The 16,652-nt window shown below is 60.4% G+C and carries 12 protein-coding genes (1 of these 12 only partly in view); 10 read left to right on the top strand and 2 right to left on the bottom strand.

From position 1 onward, the window contains the following. Nucleotides 1-95: 95 nt before the first annotated feature. Nucleotides 96-704, bottom strand: coding sequence for a TetR/AcrR family transcriptional regulator (locus tag GXP70_RS22860; protein WP_162358964.1), 609 nt, complete (start codon nt 702-704; stop codon nt 96-98). 234 nt (nt 705-938) lie between these two features. Here GXP70_RS22860 and GXP70_RS22855 point away from each other — a divergent pair, with 234 nt between their 5' ends. Continuing rightward, on the top strand, nt 939-2,408 hold the full coding sequence (locus GXP70_RS22855; RefSeq protein ID WP_162358963.1) for a DHA2 family efflux MFS transporter permease subunit: 1,470 nt from the start codon (nt 939-941) through the stop codon (nt 2,406-2,408). Nucleotides 2,409-2,492: 84 nt separating this feature from the next. Here GXP70_RS22855 and glsA read toward each other — a convergent pair whose 3' ends face one another. Beyond that, a complete protein-coding gene (gene glsA, locus GXP70_RS22850) occupies nt 2,493-3,434 on the bottom strand; it encodes a glutaminase A (RefSeq protein WP_162358962.1) in 942 nt (313 codons plus the stop codon). A gap of 178 nt (nt 3,435-3,612) precedes the next feature. Between glsA and GXP70_RS22845 the strand changes: the two genes are divergently transcribed. From GXP70_RS22845 to GXP70_RS22805, 9 genes are all read left to right on the top strand, one after another. Next, nucleotides 3,613-4,287 carry a tetratricopeptide repeat protein gene (locus GXP70_RS22845; protein WP_162358961.1) on the top strand — a complete coding sequence of 225 codons (675 nt, stop codon included), beginning with the start codon at nt 3,613-3,615 and terminating at the stop codon, nt 4,285-4,287. Between the two features lie 181 nt (nt 4,288-4,468). Next, on the top strand, nt 4,469-6,217 hold the full coding sequence (locus GXP70_RS22840) for a sensor histidine kinase (RefSeq protein WP_162358960.1): 1,749 nt from the start codon (nt 4,469-4,471) through the stop codon (nt 6,215-6,217). A gap of 207 nt (nt 6,218-6,424) precedes the next feature. Continuing rightward, entirely contained in the window at nt 6,425-7,996 is a 1,572-nt protein-coding gene (locus GXP70_RS22835; protein ID WP_162358959.1) for an SWIM zinc finger family protein, read from the top strand. Continuing rightward, nucleotides 7,993-10,971 carry a DEAD/DEAH box helicase gene (locus GXP70_RS22830; protein WP_162358958.1) on the top strand — a complete coding sequence of 993 codons (2,979 nt, stop codon included), beginning with the start codon at nt 7,993-7,995 and terminating at the stop codon, nt 10,969-10,971. The genes GXP70_RS22835 and GXP70_RS22830 overlap by 4 nt, the downstream gene beginning before the upstream one ends. 103 nt (nt 10,972-11,074) lie before the next feature. Next, entirely contained in the window at nt 11,075-11,359 is a 285-nt protein-coding gene (locus GXP70_RS22825; RefSeq protein WP_162354587.1) for a hypothetical protein, read from the top strand. A gap of 97 nt (nt 11,360-11,456) precedes the next feature. Further along, the gene (locus GXP70_RS22820; protein WP_162358957.1) at nt 11,457-12,434 is read left to right on the top strand and encodes an aldo/keto reductase; all 978 of its coding nucleotides are present in this window, start codon (nt 11,457-11,459) and stop codon (nt 12,432-12,434) included. A 248-nt stretch (nt 12,435-12,682) separates the two neighbouring features. Beyond that, nucleotides 12,683-14,035: an extracellular solute-binding protein gene (locus GXP70_RS22815; protein WP_162358956.1), complete on the top strand. Its 1,353-nt coding sequence runs from the start codon at nt 12,683-12,685 to the stop codon at nt 14,033-14,035. 314 nt (nt 14,036-14,349) lie between these two features. Then, on the top strand, nt 14,350-16,158 hold the full coding sequence (locus tag GXP70_RS22810; RefSeq protein WP_162358955.1) for a cache domain-containing sensor histidine kinase: 1,809 nt from the start codon (nt 14,350-14,352) through the stop codon (nt 16,156-16,158). A 5-nt stretch (nt 16,159-16,163) separates the two neighbouring features. Further along, a protein-coding gene (locus tag GXP70_RS22805; RefSeq protein ID WP_225442526.1) for a response regulator crosses the window boundary here: on the top strand, nt 16,164-16,652 show its start. 1,200 nt of this gene lie beyond the right edge of the window; the window shows 489 of its 1,689 coding nt (coding positions 1-489); it begins with the start codon at nt 16,164-16,166; its stop codon lies off the right edge, out of view.

Here is a 16,652-nt window from a genome sequence, read left to right as displayed (position 1 = left end):
ATAAAATAACCGAAAAAAACGCCGCCGAGGGATCGCTATTATCGATCCTGCGGCGGCGTTCTTCGTATATCGGCTTCCGTCGATCAGCAGCAAGGTTACTTCAGCAGCAGGCATGTAAAATGACTGACGTACTTTTGCGTAATCTGCTCAAGCGTCAAGCGTTGCTCCTTCAACAAGTAGAAGAAGATGCCGGCATCGAAGGCATTCGCGAGCATGAACGCGGCGAACTCCGTGTCCGCGCAGCATCCTTCGCCGCTGCGGTCCGCCTCGTCCAGCAAGCTCTTCAATTTGCCGACGACGTATACGAACGGCTCCGATTTGTAGAGATCCATGCGATCCTCCGCGCAATCGGCGGCCGGTTGAATCGCGCTGAACCAGTCGATTTTCTTGCCGATAAAGGCGATCGCGCGGGAGAGGAAGCCCTCCAGCTTCTCGCGGACAGGCGCGCCCGCGGCCTCCGCCTCCGCGAAATATTGCTCGATGTCGTTCATGAACCGCTGGAAGCTGTCGGCCATCAGCTCCATGCAGAGCTCGGCTTTCGAGGCGTACCGCCTGTACAGCGTGCCTTGGCCGACGCCGGCGGATTTGGCGATTTGGTGCATGCTGACGCTTTCGATGCCGTGCTCGTGAAACAACTGCGAAGCGGTATCAAGGATTAATTCGCGGTGTCTGGCGGCATCTTTCCGTTCATTGCGCTGCTGCATGCCGGTCCCTCCTTCCAAAATCATACGGAAACTTAACACTGTCTTTCATTGACAATGGGTCTGTAGTTAGGTAAGCTGTAAATAGTAAAGCGGACAATTGTCCATTTATAAAAAACCGCACAGTCCGAATTCGTTTCGTAATTGCCTCCATTGTACCCTCACGTTAGTCGGGAGGTCAATGTCAAGCGAACGGGGACGCAGATGCGGAAAACAGATTTGGGTAGGAGGGTATACATGTCGGCACAAGCTTCACCTGCGGCAAGCGTCGAGGAGCCGTTTTCAATCAAGAAAATTTTGGCCCCGCTCGCAGCAATCATTATCGGTATTTTCATGGTTGTCCTGGACGGAACCGCCGTTAACGTCGCGCTTCCCGGTTTGATGAATGAATTCCACTCGACGTTCCAAGTCGTCGGCTGGACGGTTACGGGCTATGCGCTTGCGCAAGCGGCGGCGATCCCGCTCTCGGGCTGGTTGTCCGACCGTTTCGGCGCGAAGCAGGTATTCCTGATTTCGGTCTTCTTGTTCACCGTCGGCTCGCTCCTGTGCGCATTGTCCACGAGCGTGGAAATGCTCATTATTTTCCGTATTCTCCAAGGTCTCGGCGGCGGCATGGTGCTTCCGATCGCGATGGCGTTCACGTACCGTCTGAGCCCGCCCGAGAAGGTCGGCCAGGTCATGGGCATGATGGGGATTCCGATCCTGCTTGCTCCGGCGCTCGGTCCCGTACTCGCGGGCTGGCTGATCGAACAAGTCAGCTGGAAATGGCTCTTCCTGATCAATATTCCGATCGGCGTGGTCGGTATCCTGCTCGGCATTCGCACGCTGCCGCGCATCGAGCGCAAAGCGGTTGCGGCGCTTGACCGTCTTGGCTTCATCCTTGCTCCGCTTGCGTTCGCGGGCCTGTCCTACGGCGTCAGCGAAGGCGCGAACGGCTGGTCGTCCGCGAAGACGATTACGGGCATCGCCGTCGGCGCGATCGCGCTGATCCTGTTCGTCATCGCCGAATTGCGTCAGAAGGAACCGCTGCTGGAGCTTCGCGTATTCCGTTCCTCGGACTTCTCGCGCGGCATCGTCGTGCAGTGGATCTCCCAAATCGCCTTGTTCGGCACGATGTTCCTCGTACCGGTGTTCCTGCAGAACGCACACGGCAAAGGCGCCCTCGACACGGGCTTGATCATGCTGCCGCAAGCGATCGCGGCCGGCGTGTTCATGCCGATCGGCGGCAAGCTGTTCGATAAAATCGGCGCAAGGCCGCTCGTGTTCATCGGCATGCTGCTCGTTACCGTCGCGGCGTTCATTCTGTCCAAGGTCGAAGCGGATTCCAGCATGATGATGATCATGGGACCGCTGACGCTGCTCGGCGCGGGCATGGGTCTGTCCATGATGCCGCTCAACACGCATCTGATGCAGGCGGCGCCGCGCGAGCTCGTCGGCCGCGTAACGTCCTTGACCAATGCGGCGCAGCAAGTCATGACGTCGTTCGCGGTTGCCGGCTTGTCCACGATCCTGGCGAAGCGCGTGGCGACGCATGTCACGGACGGCCAGGATCAGCTGACCGCCTATGCGGCAGGGTTCGGCGACACGTTCCTCGTGCTCACGTTCATCGCCGTGTTCGGCGCCGTGCTCGGCTTGATGCTTCGCCGCCCGGCGAAGGTCGAAGGCATGGAAGGCAATCAGCCGGAAATGATGATGCATATGGGCTGAGCAAGCCCTCAAGATACGCATCGCACCAGAATAAGGGACGGAGCAGCTCGAACTGCTCCGTCCCTTTTTTGACGCCCCGGTTGATCAGAAGATCGACCAATCCAGCGAAGCGGATATCGTTTCGAGCAAATGCACGCCGGCCGTGCTGTTGCCTTTGGGCCCCAGCGCGGGTCCGATGACGCCGATGCCGTAACGGCCGGGCACCAGCGCGAGAATGCCGCCGGACACCCCGCTTTTGGCCGGGATGCCGACTTGGATCGCGAATTCGCCGGAAGCGTTGTACATGCCGCACATGAGCATGAACGCCTTGGCGATCCGCACGTAGCGCCGCGGAATCAGCTGACGGCCGCTGACGGGATCGGCGCCGCCGAGCGCGAGCACGAGCGCCATGCGCGCCAGCTGCCCGCACGTAATCTCGACGGAGCAATGCTGGAAGTAGACGCTCAAGACGTCTTCGACGTCGATCTCCTCTCCGAGCACTTCGTTGTCTTTCAGAAAGTACGCCAACGACCGGTTACGATGCGCCGTCGCGGATTCGGAACGATATACCTCCCCGTTCACGCTCAGGGAGCCGCCTGCCTGGACCCCGGCGGCTTCGCCGAAGAACGACAGGATGCGCGCGACCTTATCCGCCGGCGAGCTGCCGCGGATCAAGGAAGAGATCGCGATCGCCCCGGCATTGATCAGCGGATTGAACGGCTTGCCCGGCTCGACAAGCTCCAGCTTCAGCATGGAATTGAAATCGTCGCCGGTCGGCTCCATGCCGACTTTGGCGAATACGCCCTTCTCGCCGTTGTCGATCAGCGCAAGCAGCAGCGTGAACACTTTCGAGATGCTTTGCATCGTGAAGCGCAGCTCCGTCTCGCCGGCGGAGACGGTCGAACCGTCGCGTCCCATGATCGTAATCCCGAGCGCCTCCCGCGGCGCCTTGGCCAGTTCCGGGATGTAGGACGCCACCTGTCCTTCGTTTGCCAGTGCCCGGCTGGCTTCGACCCATGCGGGCAGCTTGGCGCGCAATTCTTCCATAATAAGGCCCCTTCTTTCTGCTCGTCGGCATGCTAGCTTCCTCGTTAGTGTAAGGCCGCCGCCGGACCGCGCGCAATACGCAATCCGCGCTCGCCCGCCGCAATCCTCGCTATGAGGAAGGGGGCGGATCGTGTACAATGAAGAGAGATTCCAACTTCGGCAAACATCGGGAGGCGCTATGGGGAAGGTATTGATTTTCGGCTTATTATGGTGGCTGACGGGAAGTCCGATTCTTGCGGCAATCGTACTCTTGATTATTTTATACATGCTTGAACGCCGTTACGTCGGTTTGACGCCGAGCGTCGTCAAGCCGCTCCGCCGATTCGGCGCGATCAAGCGGCTGCGGCAGCAAATCGCCATGAATCCGAACGATCTCCCGGCCAAGCACGAGCTTGCGAGGCTGCTGATCGAGCGCAAGCGATATGCGGAGGCGAAGAGCTGGCTGATGCCGCTCCAGGACGCATTGGAGAATTCGGCGGAATTCTGGGACGATCTCGGCGCCTGCCTGCACCATTTGGGCGAGACGGAAGCGGCGGAGGCGGCGACCGGCAACGCGCTGTCCATCAATCCCCGGGTGAAATACGGCACGCCGTACCTGCGCCTTGCGGCGATATACGCGAAGAAGGAGCCGCAGAAGGCGATCGGCTACCTTCAGTCGTTCCGCGGCATCCATTCTTCGTCGATCGAAGCGTATTACAGGCTCGCGGGCCTGTACGCCTTGCTCGGGCAGCACGACGAAGCGAAGCGAATGCTTGCGGAATGCGGGACGATCTACCGTTCGCTGCCGCGCTACAAGAAGCGCCAGGAACGGAAATGGGCGCTGCTCGCCTGGCTGCGAGGCATGCGTTCCTGAACGGAACGCCGCTGATTTCCAGGCGTCTTCGGACAGCTCCGACGAAATCGCTCATTTGTTCCAGAACTGTATAATTCACACATTGTCACTCTTGTCAAAATCATTCATAATGATAGCGTTCGCCGGGCAATCCGCATCCATGAGTGCGCAGAAAATATGGTTTGAATTGGAGAATTGTGACATGTCTCGTAATGCCTGGCTGTTGATCATCGTGTTAATCGCCGTGCTTCTCGGCGTAAACAACATTATATATTACATGACAACGAAGAATTCGTTGGAAGGCGGCCTCCGCCGCGAGCTGAATTCAGTGGCGAAGCAAATTGCCCTGTCGATCGAAACCTCGCGCACCGGCGCGGAAATCTATCAGGAAGAAATCGGACGCGAGCTTCGGGCGGCGTCCATCGCGACGCAATATGCGCTGGACCCCGACGTGGATAACGTTTCGAACGATCAGCTCGAGGAGCTGGCGAAGAAGCTGGACCTGGTCGACATCACGCTGTTGAAACGGACGAAAGACAATATTCTGTTATACAAATCCTCCGACCCCAAGGAGATCGGATACGAGACCAACGGCTGGAAGCCGTGGTACGCGGCGTTCAACCAGCTGTTCGACAAGAAGAACGTGTCGATCGACTGGGGCCAGCGGCTGCAGAACTTCTGGACGGGCCCGTTCGAATTCTCCTCGACGGAAACGAAATCAATCCAAAAATGGGGCTACTATTACGACGGCACCACGAATTACATATCCGACCCGTACATCAGCTACGAGAGCAGGCAGCTGGCGTTCGACCAGGCGACCGGCGTCGATACGCTGATTCATAAGTCGCTCGGCGCCAATGACTGGCTGAAGGAAATCGCCGTGATCAATCCCGCGACATTCCCGGACGGCAAGTCGGAGACGTTGAACGAGAACGGGGAATGGGTGGCGCATCAGACGCAAAATCCGATCATCGGCGGGACATACACGTTAAAGGACCGCAGAGATACAACGAACGTGAAGCTCGCCATCGAGCGGGACGCCAGGATCTACCAGGACGCGGTCATCGGCGGCAAGCATGTCATCAAGCTGTTCATTCCGATCACCGTAGGCACGCAAGTCGCCAGCATGCTCGACGGCGAAGGCCAACCGATTCCGCGTTACGTGCTGACGCTGACCGCGGATTACGGCACGATCCAGCAAACGCTGAACGAGCAGCTCATCAATATCGGACTGATTATCGGCATAGCGACCGTCATCAGCCTGATCTTCCTGTACGGGGTCGTCGCGGCGTATCGCAAGTCGCAGGACAAGCTGGTCAGCAAGGCGCAGGAGACGTATCTGGAGGAGATCAACGGCATGTTCCAGTCCATCCGGTCTCAGCGGCATGATTTCTTGAATCACGTACAGACGATGCATTCGCTTGCGAAGCTCGGCAAGACCGAGGAGCTGACGGCCTACGCCGAAGAATTGACCGGCGAAATCCAGCAGATGAACGACATTATCAATATCGGCAACCCGGCGATCGCGGCGCTCATCCGCTCCAAGATGCTGCAGGCGGAAATGCTGAAGGTCGATTTTCAAACCGAGCTCAGCGACATGAACATGCTGGAACTCGGGATCAAGTCGCTTGACATGACGCGGCTGCTCGGCAATCTGATCGATAACGCCTTCGACGAAGTCATGAAGTACGAGGAAGGCGACCGCAAGGTCAGCATCGCGGCGCTGCAGCAATCCGATTGCTGCCAGTTCGTCATCCGCAATACATGCAGCGGCGCGGCGGAGCTGCAGGACAAGCCGCTGTTCCAAGCCGGTTATTCGACGAAGGCCGGCGGACATTCCGGTCTCGGCCTGCATATCGTGAAATCCATCGTCGACAAGTATAAAGGCGTGATCACGCTGGCCGTCGACGAGCCGAATGTCGTATCGTTCATTATCAAGATCCCGTGCTAATCCCGCTATCATCCCGATTTTTCCAAGCGTTTCTCGGCCCCGGTCCATAACGGACAGGGGCCTTTTTATGTGGCGAGCGCTTGCGCCATCCCGTTCCCGATCTCAATCTCTAATGTTCCTCCAGGGTTCCGTGCCGGATTGGAAAGCGAGAACGGCATGTGTTGTGGTATAATGGCAGGAATGGGTACGAATGAACGGAGGGGCGCCATGAGCAACTTTTTTCAGCTGGACGACGGGCGGCTGCGGACATTGGAAACTGCGTTCGCAAGCAAATTTCCGCTGGATGTGCTGGAGAAAGGCTTCGATTATTATCGCCGCGAGAAAGTGCTGTCGGTTCAAGTCATGGAGGGCTTCTCCGTCTATGGCGTCGTGAAAGGAACGGCGATTTACGCGGTAACGCTGGACAGCGACGATTTCGGGTTCAGCGCGTGCACCTGTCCGGTGAAGGGCGTCTGCAAGCATATGGCGGCCGTCTTCTATGCCTACCAAGCCTATGTCGGGGCCAGTCCGGATGAAGTCCATAACCGGTTATTGAACGGTATCGCCTACGAGCCTCCTGCCGGCGAGGCGGCGAACGGTTCCGATGCCCGCTCGAGCGAGCGCAGCCCGGAACGCTGGCTGGACGAGATGGAGGACAAACACGGCGAGGCATGGAAGCAGTGCCGCCATTCGCTTCATCCGCTGCAGTCCGTGCTGACGTCGATCAAGGCGGTCTCGAAGAATTGGGAGGCCGGACTGCGCAAGCTGCACTGGATGCACGGCGTCGTGTTCGTGCTGGAGCAGGCGGAACGCGCGTATTCGCATACCGACAGCTACAGCCGTTACTACTACGAAATGGCGTTTGCGCGGATGACGGAGCCTTGGGTCAATCAATACCAGGAGCTGGCGTCGGAGCTGGATCCCGCGGCGCTTCATGCGGACGAACGGAAGGCCGTCGAGAGCTTGATTGCGGTCTTTCACGGCCGCGACATGGATCGCGAGCAGCAGCTGCACCGCTGGGAGGCGCTGTATTTCGCGCTCTGGTCGCAGCTGATCGGCGATGCGAAGTGGGCGGCGCGGGAGGAAGCGCTGCTGCGGGAGCGCTTGGAGCTGACGAAAGGCGCGCACGGCATCTTCTTCCTGCCGATGGCGCTCGCTTTCCTGGCGTTCGCGGATAACCGCGACGGGGATGCGATGGCGCTGCTGCGCCGCACGGTATTCAACCGGACGGCGCTCCTCGCCTGCGATTGCGCGCTGCAGCGGCTGGAAGAGCGCGACTGGGGCAAACTGGAAGCATGGATCGGCTATCTGTATGAGGGCCTGGAGGCCGAGCGCAAATCGAAAGCGTTCGGGCCGTTCCTCTCGATGTGCCGGCTCGCCGACCGTCAGCAGCCGGAGAACCCGCGCTGGCAGCGGTATTTGGTCTCGTTCCTGCCGTATTCCTATTCCGCGCTGACGGAGCATTGGCTGGATTTGCGCCAGTATGCGAAATGGGCGGATCTGCAGCTGCTGTTCGGCATCGAGCCCGACGAGATCGACGTTCAGCTGCTGCGGGAGATCGGCAAGGCGGCGCCGCGCGTGCTCTATCCGCTGTATCATCAAGCGATCGACGGCGCCATTCGTTCGCGCAACCGCCAAGGCTACCGGCAGGCGGTCAAGCTGATGAAGCGGCTCGAGAAGCTGTACAAGGCGGAGAAGCAGCACGACGCGTGGAGCCGGTTCGTGGACGGCATCGTGCATAAGCACCAGCGGCTGCGCGCGCTGCAGGAAGAGCTTTGGAGAGGAAAGATTGTCACATGAGAGGGTATACGGGCGCTGAAACAATCGTAATGGACGGTTTCTGGAAGGAAGGCGAGGGCGTCGTGCTCGCCGCCGCGCATGCCGCCGGGTTGACGATTCGGCTGCGGCGGCTGTTGTTCGCCTGGCATGAAGCCTCCTGGTACGGCGCGGAGATCGAGGAGAGCAGCAACGAACGGCTGAAGCGGACGGAAATGGCGATGACGCCGGCTATCGCGATGGATTACCTCTCGTCCCCGAAGCCCGTTCATCTGCTGCAGGTCGAGTGGAGCGAGCGGGCGCTGTGCTTGTCCGAGCTTGCGTCGCTGCTGCGGCAGGCGCTGCTGAACGGCTGGTATACGCCGGATTGGTCGCGCTGGCGGCCCGACGCCCGCGCATGGCGCCTCGAATTGCCGCAGGGCGAGCCCGGGGCGCTGGAAGCGTGGCGCAATCTTGTGCCGCGGCTGGAAGCGCATGGCGATGCGGCTGCCGTGCAGGGCTGGCTCAGCGGCATCGTCGAGGAGCTGATCGCGGCGAATCCGGCCGCGGGCGAAGCATGGCGCGATGCCGCGCATGCCGCGGGCGAAGGCGCGCTGACGATGAAGGCGGCCGACGAGGACGACTGGCTGGTCTCGATCGGGATGAAGCAGGACCAAGTGCCGTTCCGGATCGCGCTGCAGCTGCTGGAGCCGAACGAGCGGCACGGCTGGCGGCTGCGCCCGGCGCTGCAGGACCGCGAATCGGGCGGGGCGTGGTACACGCTGGCGCTGTCCGCGGACGGCCGGGACGGATCGCGCGGCGCTGCGGGCTCCGCCGAATCCGGAAGCGCCGACGCGAACGGCAAGCAGACGCGCTTCGCGCTTCCGGCCGACGCGCCCGAAGCGTGGCAAGCCGATTTTGCCGAACGGCTGGCGAAGGAAGAAGCGAAATGGACGGCGGCGCTGGCGGATTGGAACCAGCCTGCAAGCGCGGACGGCGAGCCTCTCGCCGCGGAAGAGATCCTAACGGAACTGACCGATATGCAGGCGTGGGAGTTTCTGGAGCACGAGAGCGTCAAGCTGCTTGCCGCGGGCTGCTCCGTGCTGCTGCCGGGCTGGTGGGAAGCCGCCCGGGGCCGGAAGATGAAGCTGAAGGCGAAGGTGAAATCGTCCGTCGGCTCCGGCGAACAGTCGATGTTCGGCCTGCAGCAGATCGTCGATTTCGACTGGAAGCTTGCCGTCGGCAACGTCGACATGAGCGAAGCGGAATTCCTCCAGCTGGCGGCCGAGAACAAGCGTCTGCTGAAGATCGACGGCGAATGGGTGCATCTGGATCCCGGCGACATGGAGCGGCTGCGGCGCTGGCTGAAGAAGAACGGCGGCAAGAAAGGCTTCACGATGCGGGATGTCTTCGAGATGCATCTGCGCGGCGGCACGGAGCTGGAGCCGGAGAGCGAGATCAGCGAAGCGCTGACCGCGGAAGTGGAGCTGAACGAGCATTTGGCCGCGTGGATCGCCAAGCTGAACGAGTCGAGCGATCTTCCGCTCGTGGAGATACCGGAAGCGTTCCACGGCGAGCTGCGGCATTATCAGCTGCAGGGCGTATCCTGGCTCGCGTTCCTGCGGCGTTTCGGGCTTGGCGCTTGTTTGTCGGACGACATGGGGCTCGGCAAAACGATACAGTTCACCGCCTATCTGCTCCATGTCATGGAGAGAGGCGGGCTCGGTCCTTCGCTGCTCATCTGTCCGACGTCGGTCATCGGCAACTGGGAGAAGGAGCTGGAACGGTTCGCGCCGGACATTCGCGTGCTCGTCCATTACGGGCCGAAGCGCGCGCGGGGCGAAGATTTCGCGGCTGCGGTCGCGGAAGCGGACCTCGTCATTACGTCGTACACGCTCGCCCCGATCGACGAGGAAGAGATGCAGCGCATTCCATGGGACGTCGTCTGTCTGGACGAAGCGCAAAATATAAAGAACTACTACACGAAGCAGTCCTCGTCCATCCGGCGCCTGCAGGCGAACCACCGGATTGCGCTGACGGGCACGCCGATGGAGAACCGGCTGACCGAGCTGTGGTCGCTATACGACTTCACGAATCCGGGCTACTTGGGCAGCTTGAACGAGTTTCGCAAGGCGGTCGTCCTCCCGATCGAGAAGGACCGGGACGCGGATCGGATCGCCGAGCTGCAGCGCTGGGTGAAGCCGTTCATGCTGCGCCGGCTGAAGAAGGATCCGGCGATTCAGCTCGCGCTGCCGGAGAAGAACGAGATGAACACGTATTTATCGCTCACGGTCGAACAGGGCGCGCTGTACGAGAACATCGTGGCCGAGCTGATGAACGGTCTCGAGAAGGCCGGCGGGCTGCAGCGGCGCGGCCTGATCCTGTCCACGCTGACGCGCCTGAAGCAGGTATGCGATCATCCGAGCCTGCTGCTGAAGGAAGACCGTGCGCTGCCCGGCGCATGGGACCCCGAGCGGTCCAACAAGGTGCTCCGCCTGCTGGAAATGGCGGAGGAGATCGCGGCCGAAGGCGAGCGCTGCCTGATCTTCACGCAGTACGTAGAGATGGGCTTGACGCTGAAGCGGCTGCTGGAAGAGCGCATCGGCTTGCCGACGCCGTATTTGTACGGCGCCGTGCCGAAGGCGGAACGCGATGCGATGATCGCGTCGTTCCAGAATGAAGCCGAGCCCGGCTGCGCGTTCGTGCTGTCGCTGAAGGCGGGCGGCACGGGGCTGAACTTGACGGCGGCGAACCACGTCGTCCATTTCGACCGGTGGTGGAACCCGGCGGTGGAGAATCAGGCGACGGACCGGGCGTTCCGGATCGGCCAGCGGCGCAACGTGCAAGTGCACAAGTACGTCACGCTCGGCACGCTGGAGGAGCGGATCGACGAGATGATTTCGAAGAAGCAGCTGCTCAACGACCAAGTCGTCAGCGGCTCGGAGAACTGGATCACGGAGCTGTCCACCGACGAGCTGCGCGAGCTGTTCTCGCTGCGGAAGCATCGGCTGAAAGGGTAAGGGGAGTCGAATAAGGGATAGTCGGATACAGGATAATCGGATATTAGGGTAATCGGACTATGAAGCGCGGCATGAAGCCGCGCGAAGCGAGGAGGCGCAGCAGTTGGCGGAATCCAATCATGAGCCGGACAACGGGGAACGGGCAGAAGTCCGTCCGCGCCCGGCGGCTGGCCAGGCCGAGGGCGAAGCGCTCGCCGGGAGGCTCGATGCCGGCCGGCCGGGCGCGTCCGACCGGGCGGCCGGCGCGCCGGCCCTGCCCGGAGCCGCCGCGGCACCGGACGCTCCGCCCGCCATCGGACCTGCGGGAGCGGCGCCGCAATGGCGCGATTTTTACCGCGCGGTCCGGGACGCCGTCCGGGACATGCGTTCCGGGGAAGAAGATGCATGACAGATCCTTGAGCGCCTGCTATTCTGTATGAGGGGGAAGGGACAATCTTCCTCGTTGTCCGGTTGCAGCCATTCTCATATCCAAAGGAGTTGTAAACATGAAGTACACTTATTTGGGACGTTCAGGTTTGAAGGTCAGCCGTCTTTGCCTCGGCACGATGAATTTCGGCGTCGATACGGATGAGAAGGAAGCTTTCAAAATCATGGATGCGGCGCTCGACGCCGGCATCAATTTTTTCGATACAGCGAACATTTACGGCTGGGGCGAGAACGCCGGCCGCACCGAGGAAATCATCGGCCGCTGGTTCGCGCAGGGCGGCGGACGCCGCGAGCGCACGGTGCTGGCGACGAAATTCTACGGCGACATGAGCGATAAGAACGACGGCCCGAACCGCGATGGCGGCCTGTCGTCGTACAAGCTTCGCCGTCACCTGGAAGGCTCGCTGAAGCGTCTGCAAACCGATCATATCGAGCTGTACCAGATGCACCACGTCGACCGTAACGTTAGCTGGGACGAGCTGTGGAACGCTTTCTCGGCCGCTCAGACGCAGGGCAAGATCGGTTACGTCGGCGCGAGCAACTTCGCCGGCTGGGACCTTGCCGTCGCGCAGGGCGAAGCCAAGGCGCGCGGCGTACTCGGCCTCGTGTCGGAGCAGCACAAATATAACCTGCTTTGCCGTTTGCCGGAGCTGGAAGTGCTTCCTGCGGCGCAAGGCCTCGGCATCGGCGTCATTCCGTGGAGCCCGCTGGACGGCGGCCTGCTCGCGGGCAACCTCAAACGCGGCGGCGGCGGCAAGCGGAGCGGCGACGTAGCGCGCTTCGAGAAGCATGCCGCGCAGCTGGACGCCTACGCGAAGCTGTGCGACGAGCTCGGCGAGCGCGAGGACGTCGTCTCGCTGGCATGGCTGCTCGCCAATCCGGCGGTAACCGCGCCGATCATCGGCGTTCGGACGCTGGAGCAGTTCGAGCGCTCCCTGCGCGTCGTGGAAGCGGAGCTGGGCGAAGCGACGCTCAAGCGGATCGACGAGATCTTCCCGGGTCCCGGCGGAGAAGCCCCGCGCGCATACGCGTGGTAAGCTGAGCCGTCCGGCGTAACGGAAACTGGCGCAAGGCGAATACGATTCTTTCATTGAACACGGTGCCCACAGGATAATCGCTTCCTGTGGGTTTATTTTCGCCCCGGCTCGCATCGCCATCGAAAAGTCGCCCGGTCCCGTGGTAATTTCGACCTCCTTTTCGTTGTCAGTCTCTTCTATAATTTAGATGGCAAAGGATAAGCAAGGAACGCTAGAATACCATGATTCGCAAGTAAGGAGGTCTTTGCATGAGGAAGAGGTTGGCGATCGCTGCGGCGGCCATAATGTCCGCATCCCTTGTTCTCTCCGCTTGCGGATCCTCGAGCAAGGCTTCCGACCAAGCAGCGAACACGACAACCGACGGCGTCATAACGCACATGTCTGCAGCCAGGGACGTCGCCTTATCCCTCCGCCATACGCAAATCAAAGATACAAGCAAGGTCCGCTTGAAGATCTTTCAGGACGTCGTCGCGAAGACGGAGAAGGAGAATCCCGGGCTCAAAATCAGCATGGAAGGCATCGACGAAGTCGTCAACCGCGATCAGAAGCTGAAAGCGGAGATGGCGGCAGGCAATCCGCCGGATATATTCGAAGTATTCGGCGGCGCCGACTTGAACCTGTACGTGAAGGCGGGGCGCATGCTCGATCTGACGCCGATCATCGAGGAATTGGGCATCAAGGATAAATTCGCGAGCCTGGACGAATTCACCATCGGCGGCAAAGTGTACGGTCTGCCGTTCGGCGGGTACAGCGAGGGCATTTTCTACAACAAGAAAATGTTCGCGGATATGCATCTCGCCATCCCGAAGACGTTCGACGAGCTGCTCCGGCTGGCGGACGCGATCAAAGCGAACGGCAAAACCCCGTTCGCGCTGGCTGCGAAGGACGCCTGGGTCAACGGCATGCTCTGGAACACCGTCATGGAGCGGCATGTCGGCATCAGAGCGTTCGAGGGTCTCCTGACCGGCGCGGCCAAATGGACCGATCCCGATTTCGTCGCAGGGTTCGCGGATTACGAGAAGCTGGTGGATAACGATTACTTTACGAAAGGCGCGCTCGGCCTGGCCTACGCGGAGCAGGGCGCGAGATTCCTGAACGGCGATGCGGCGATGGTCTTCACGGGCACATGGGACGCGAACCGGTTCACGGGCGACGAAGCCGGGAGCCTGAAAGGCAACATCGGCTACTTCTCCTTCCCGTCCATCGCGGGCGGCAAGGGCGACCAAACGTCGATCAACGCGAGCTATTCCAACGGCTTCGGCTTCTCGGCCAACCTGACGGACGATCAGAAGGCGATGGTCAAAGCGTTCATCAAGAACTTCTTCAACGAGGAAATCCAGAAGCGGACGCTGCTCGAAGACAAAGTGCTGCCGTCCATGAAGCTGTCCGATCTGTCCGGCGTGGATCCGCTCATCTCCGAAGTGCTGCAGGTCATGGCGAGCGCGTCGTCCTCCTGGAAAGCGTTCGACGCCATCGTGCAGCCGAGCGTCGGCGCCGACGTAGGCGTAGGCCTGCAGGAGCTGATCGGCAAAGTGAAGAAGCCGGAAGCCGTCGCGCAGGAAATCCAGGCATCGCAAGCCAAGGCGAACGCGCAGAAATAACCGGTCGAGCTTTTTGGTATACTTCACCTAGGATTGCCGATTACGTTCTTCATTCTTCTTGTACATATGCCATCTACCATCTATTCCGCTGGAGTTGGCGATAGAGGAGTTATGGAGGGGCTGCGCGCCGGGACCGTTCGCCGGCATCGTTCTGCCGTTAATCCGTTTCTGCAAGCGCTTAATATCGGCGAGATGACCGCGGAGAGCGTCAAAAGCTACCTTGCTATAGGTCCGGCAAGCCTGATGCAATCTTCCACGGGGTCCGCCGGCTCGACGTCACATGCCATCCGCAACTTGCCCAAGGAGTTCTGTCTATGAATCTGCGCCCCAAGCTGCTGCTAGCTTTCATTCTGTTGATCGTCGTGCCGCTGATCGGGCTCGGCATCGTCTCGTTCCTGAATTCGGAGCGTCTGCTGGAGAAGAAATACAGCGAGCAGACCGAGATTACGCTCAAGGCGGTCGGCGGCAATATCCGTTATTTCTTCCGGGAGCTGGACCAATTGACGAATTCCAGCATCACGAACCCGAGCGTTCAGGGAGCGCTGCGCAGCTCCCGCGATTCCGTCAACGACGCGAGCCGGTTGATCGCCATCAGCCAATACGAGAAATCGCTGGGCACGATCCTCTTCCAGAATCCGGCGCTTAGCATGATCGTCCTGTATGGCAAGGACGGCACGATGTTCCGTTCCTACCGGAACGATCCGACGACGTTCAAACCGATTCCGTACGATTTGCTGCAGCATCATTCCGTTTATCCGGCTATCATGAAGCTGGCCGGCCGTCCGCTCTGGCTCGGCCCTTACGAGCAGCCGAAGCTGACGGGCACCGGCGCCGCGCTGTTCACGCAGATGCGCCTCGTCAAGGATGCCGAGACGCTGAACGATTCCGGGATCATGGTCACGCAGGTCAAGTCGGACGAGGTCGACAGCATGCTGCAGGACTTCACGCTGACCGGCGAACAGCAGACGCAATCGCGCTATTTGATCATCGATCAGGACGGACTGATTATGATGGACAGCCGGCATGAGCTCGACGGGCGGCAGGTCGGCGACGAGACGAAGCTGAAGCTGCAGGCGACGGAACGGTACGCCAGCTATCACGGGATGTTCGGCCAGGAGGATTCCCTCATTTCCTCCTATAACCTCGACCGGAGCGGCTGGGTGCTGGTGTCCGTAAAATCGTGGCAGTCGCTGACCAGCGAGAACGTCCGCTTCGTTCAGTGGATCGGCGGCATTACGCTGCTTTGCCTCGTGTCCGCGGTGCTGTTCAATATTTTCTTCGTCGGCCGGGTAGCCAAGGCGATCATCCGCGTCGTCCGCAGAATGCGCCTTGTGGAGCAGGGAATGCTCGATATCCGCGTCCCTGCCAAGGGCAAGGACGAAACGATGCTGCTCGCCAGCAGCTTCAACAGCATGGTGGACACGATCCGCGGACTGCTGACCGAGGTGCGTACGGAGCAGGAACGCAAGCAGCGGGCGGAAATGATGCTCATGCAGGCGCAGATCAAGCCGCATTTTCTGTTCAATACATTGGAGTCGATCAACGCGATGGCCGCCCAGAACGAAGGCGTCAAAATCATGGCCATGGTGCGCCGGCTCAGCATCCTGCTGCGCACGAGCATGCATCATTCCGAGATCATTACGGTGCGCCAGGAAGTCGAGCATGTGCGAAGCTATCTGGAGATTCAGAAGTACCGCTTCGAGGATGTGTTCAACTACGAGCTGGCAATCGCCGATGAAGCGCTGTCGTGCACGATTCTGAAACTGACGCTGCAGCCGCTTGTGGAGAACAGCATCCAGCACGGCTTCGAAGGATTGCCGTACAGCGGAACGATCCGCATCGTTATTACGGTCGAAGGGGACGAGCTGCTGTTCTTCGTCTCCGACAACGGCATCGGCATGGAACCGGACGCCTTGAAACGGATCAACGGCTTGTCGCAGGAGCGGGAACGGGAGCTGGAGCCGGAAGCGTCCGACGCGCAGCAGGGCGAAAGCCGGGGACTCGGGCTGCACAACGTCGCGGACCGGCTGCGCATCCACTACGGGCCGCAGTACGGCTTGCGGCTTTGTTCCGCGGCCGGGCAGGGGACAGTCATTCGGATCAACATACCGAAGCAGAGGTGAGGGCCTTGAACAACAACGGCAAAGTACTGCTTGTCGACGACGAGCTTCATATTACGCGCAATTTGGAGAAGGTCATCCCTTGGAGCATGCTGGGGCTCGCGATCGCCGGCACGGCGAAGAACGGGGTCGAGGCGCTGGAGCTGCTGAAGGCCGAACAGCCGGATCTGGTGCTGTGCGACATTCGGATGCCCGTTATGGACGGCTTGGAGCTGGTTCGGAATATTCGCGAGTCCGGCATGCAATGCGATGTCATCATGCTTTCGGGCTATCAGGATTTCTCGTATACGCGCTCGGCGATTCAATACGGCGTCAAGGATTATATCCTGAAGCCGATTCCGTACGACGAGCTGACCGGCGTGATCGCCCGCGTCATGTCGGAGCGGCGCAGCAAGCAGGCGCTTCAGAAAGAAGAGCAGCGCAAGCTCGGCCGGATGATCGATCTGGCGAACGAGAAAATTCTGTACGACGTGCTGATGGACTACACCGATATAACG

This window comes from Paenibacillus lycopersici (assembly GCF_010119935.1).
GTDB lineage: Bacteria > Bacillota > Bacilli > Paenibacillales > Paenibacillaceae > Paenibacillus_Z > Paenibacillus_Z lycopersici.
This window is presented reverse-complemented; position numbering and strand designations above follow the sequence as displayed.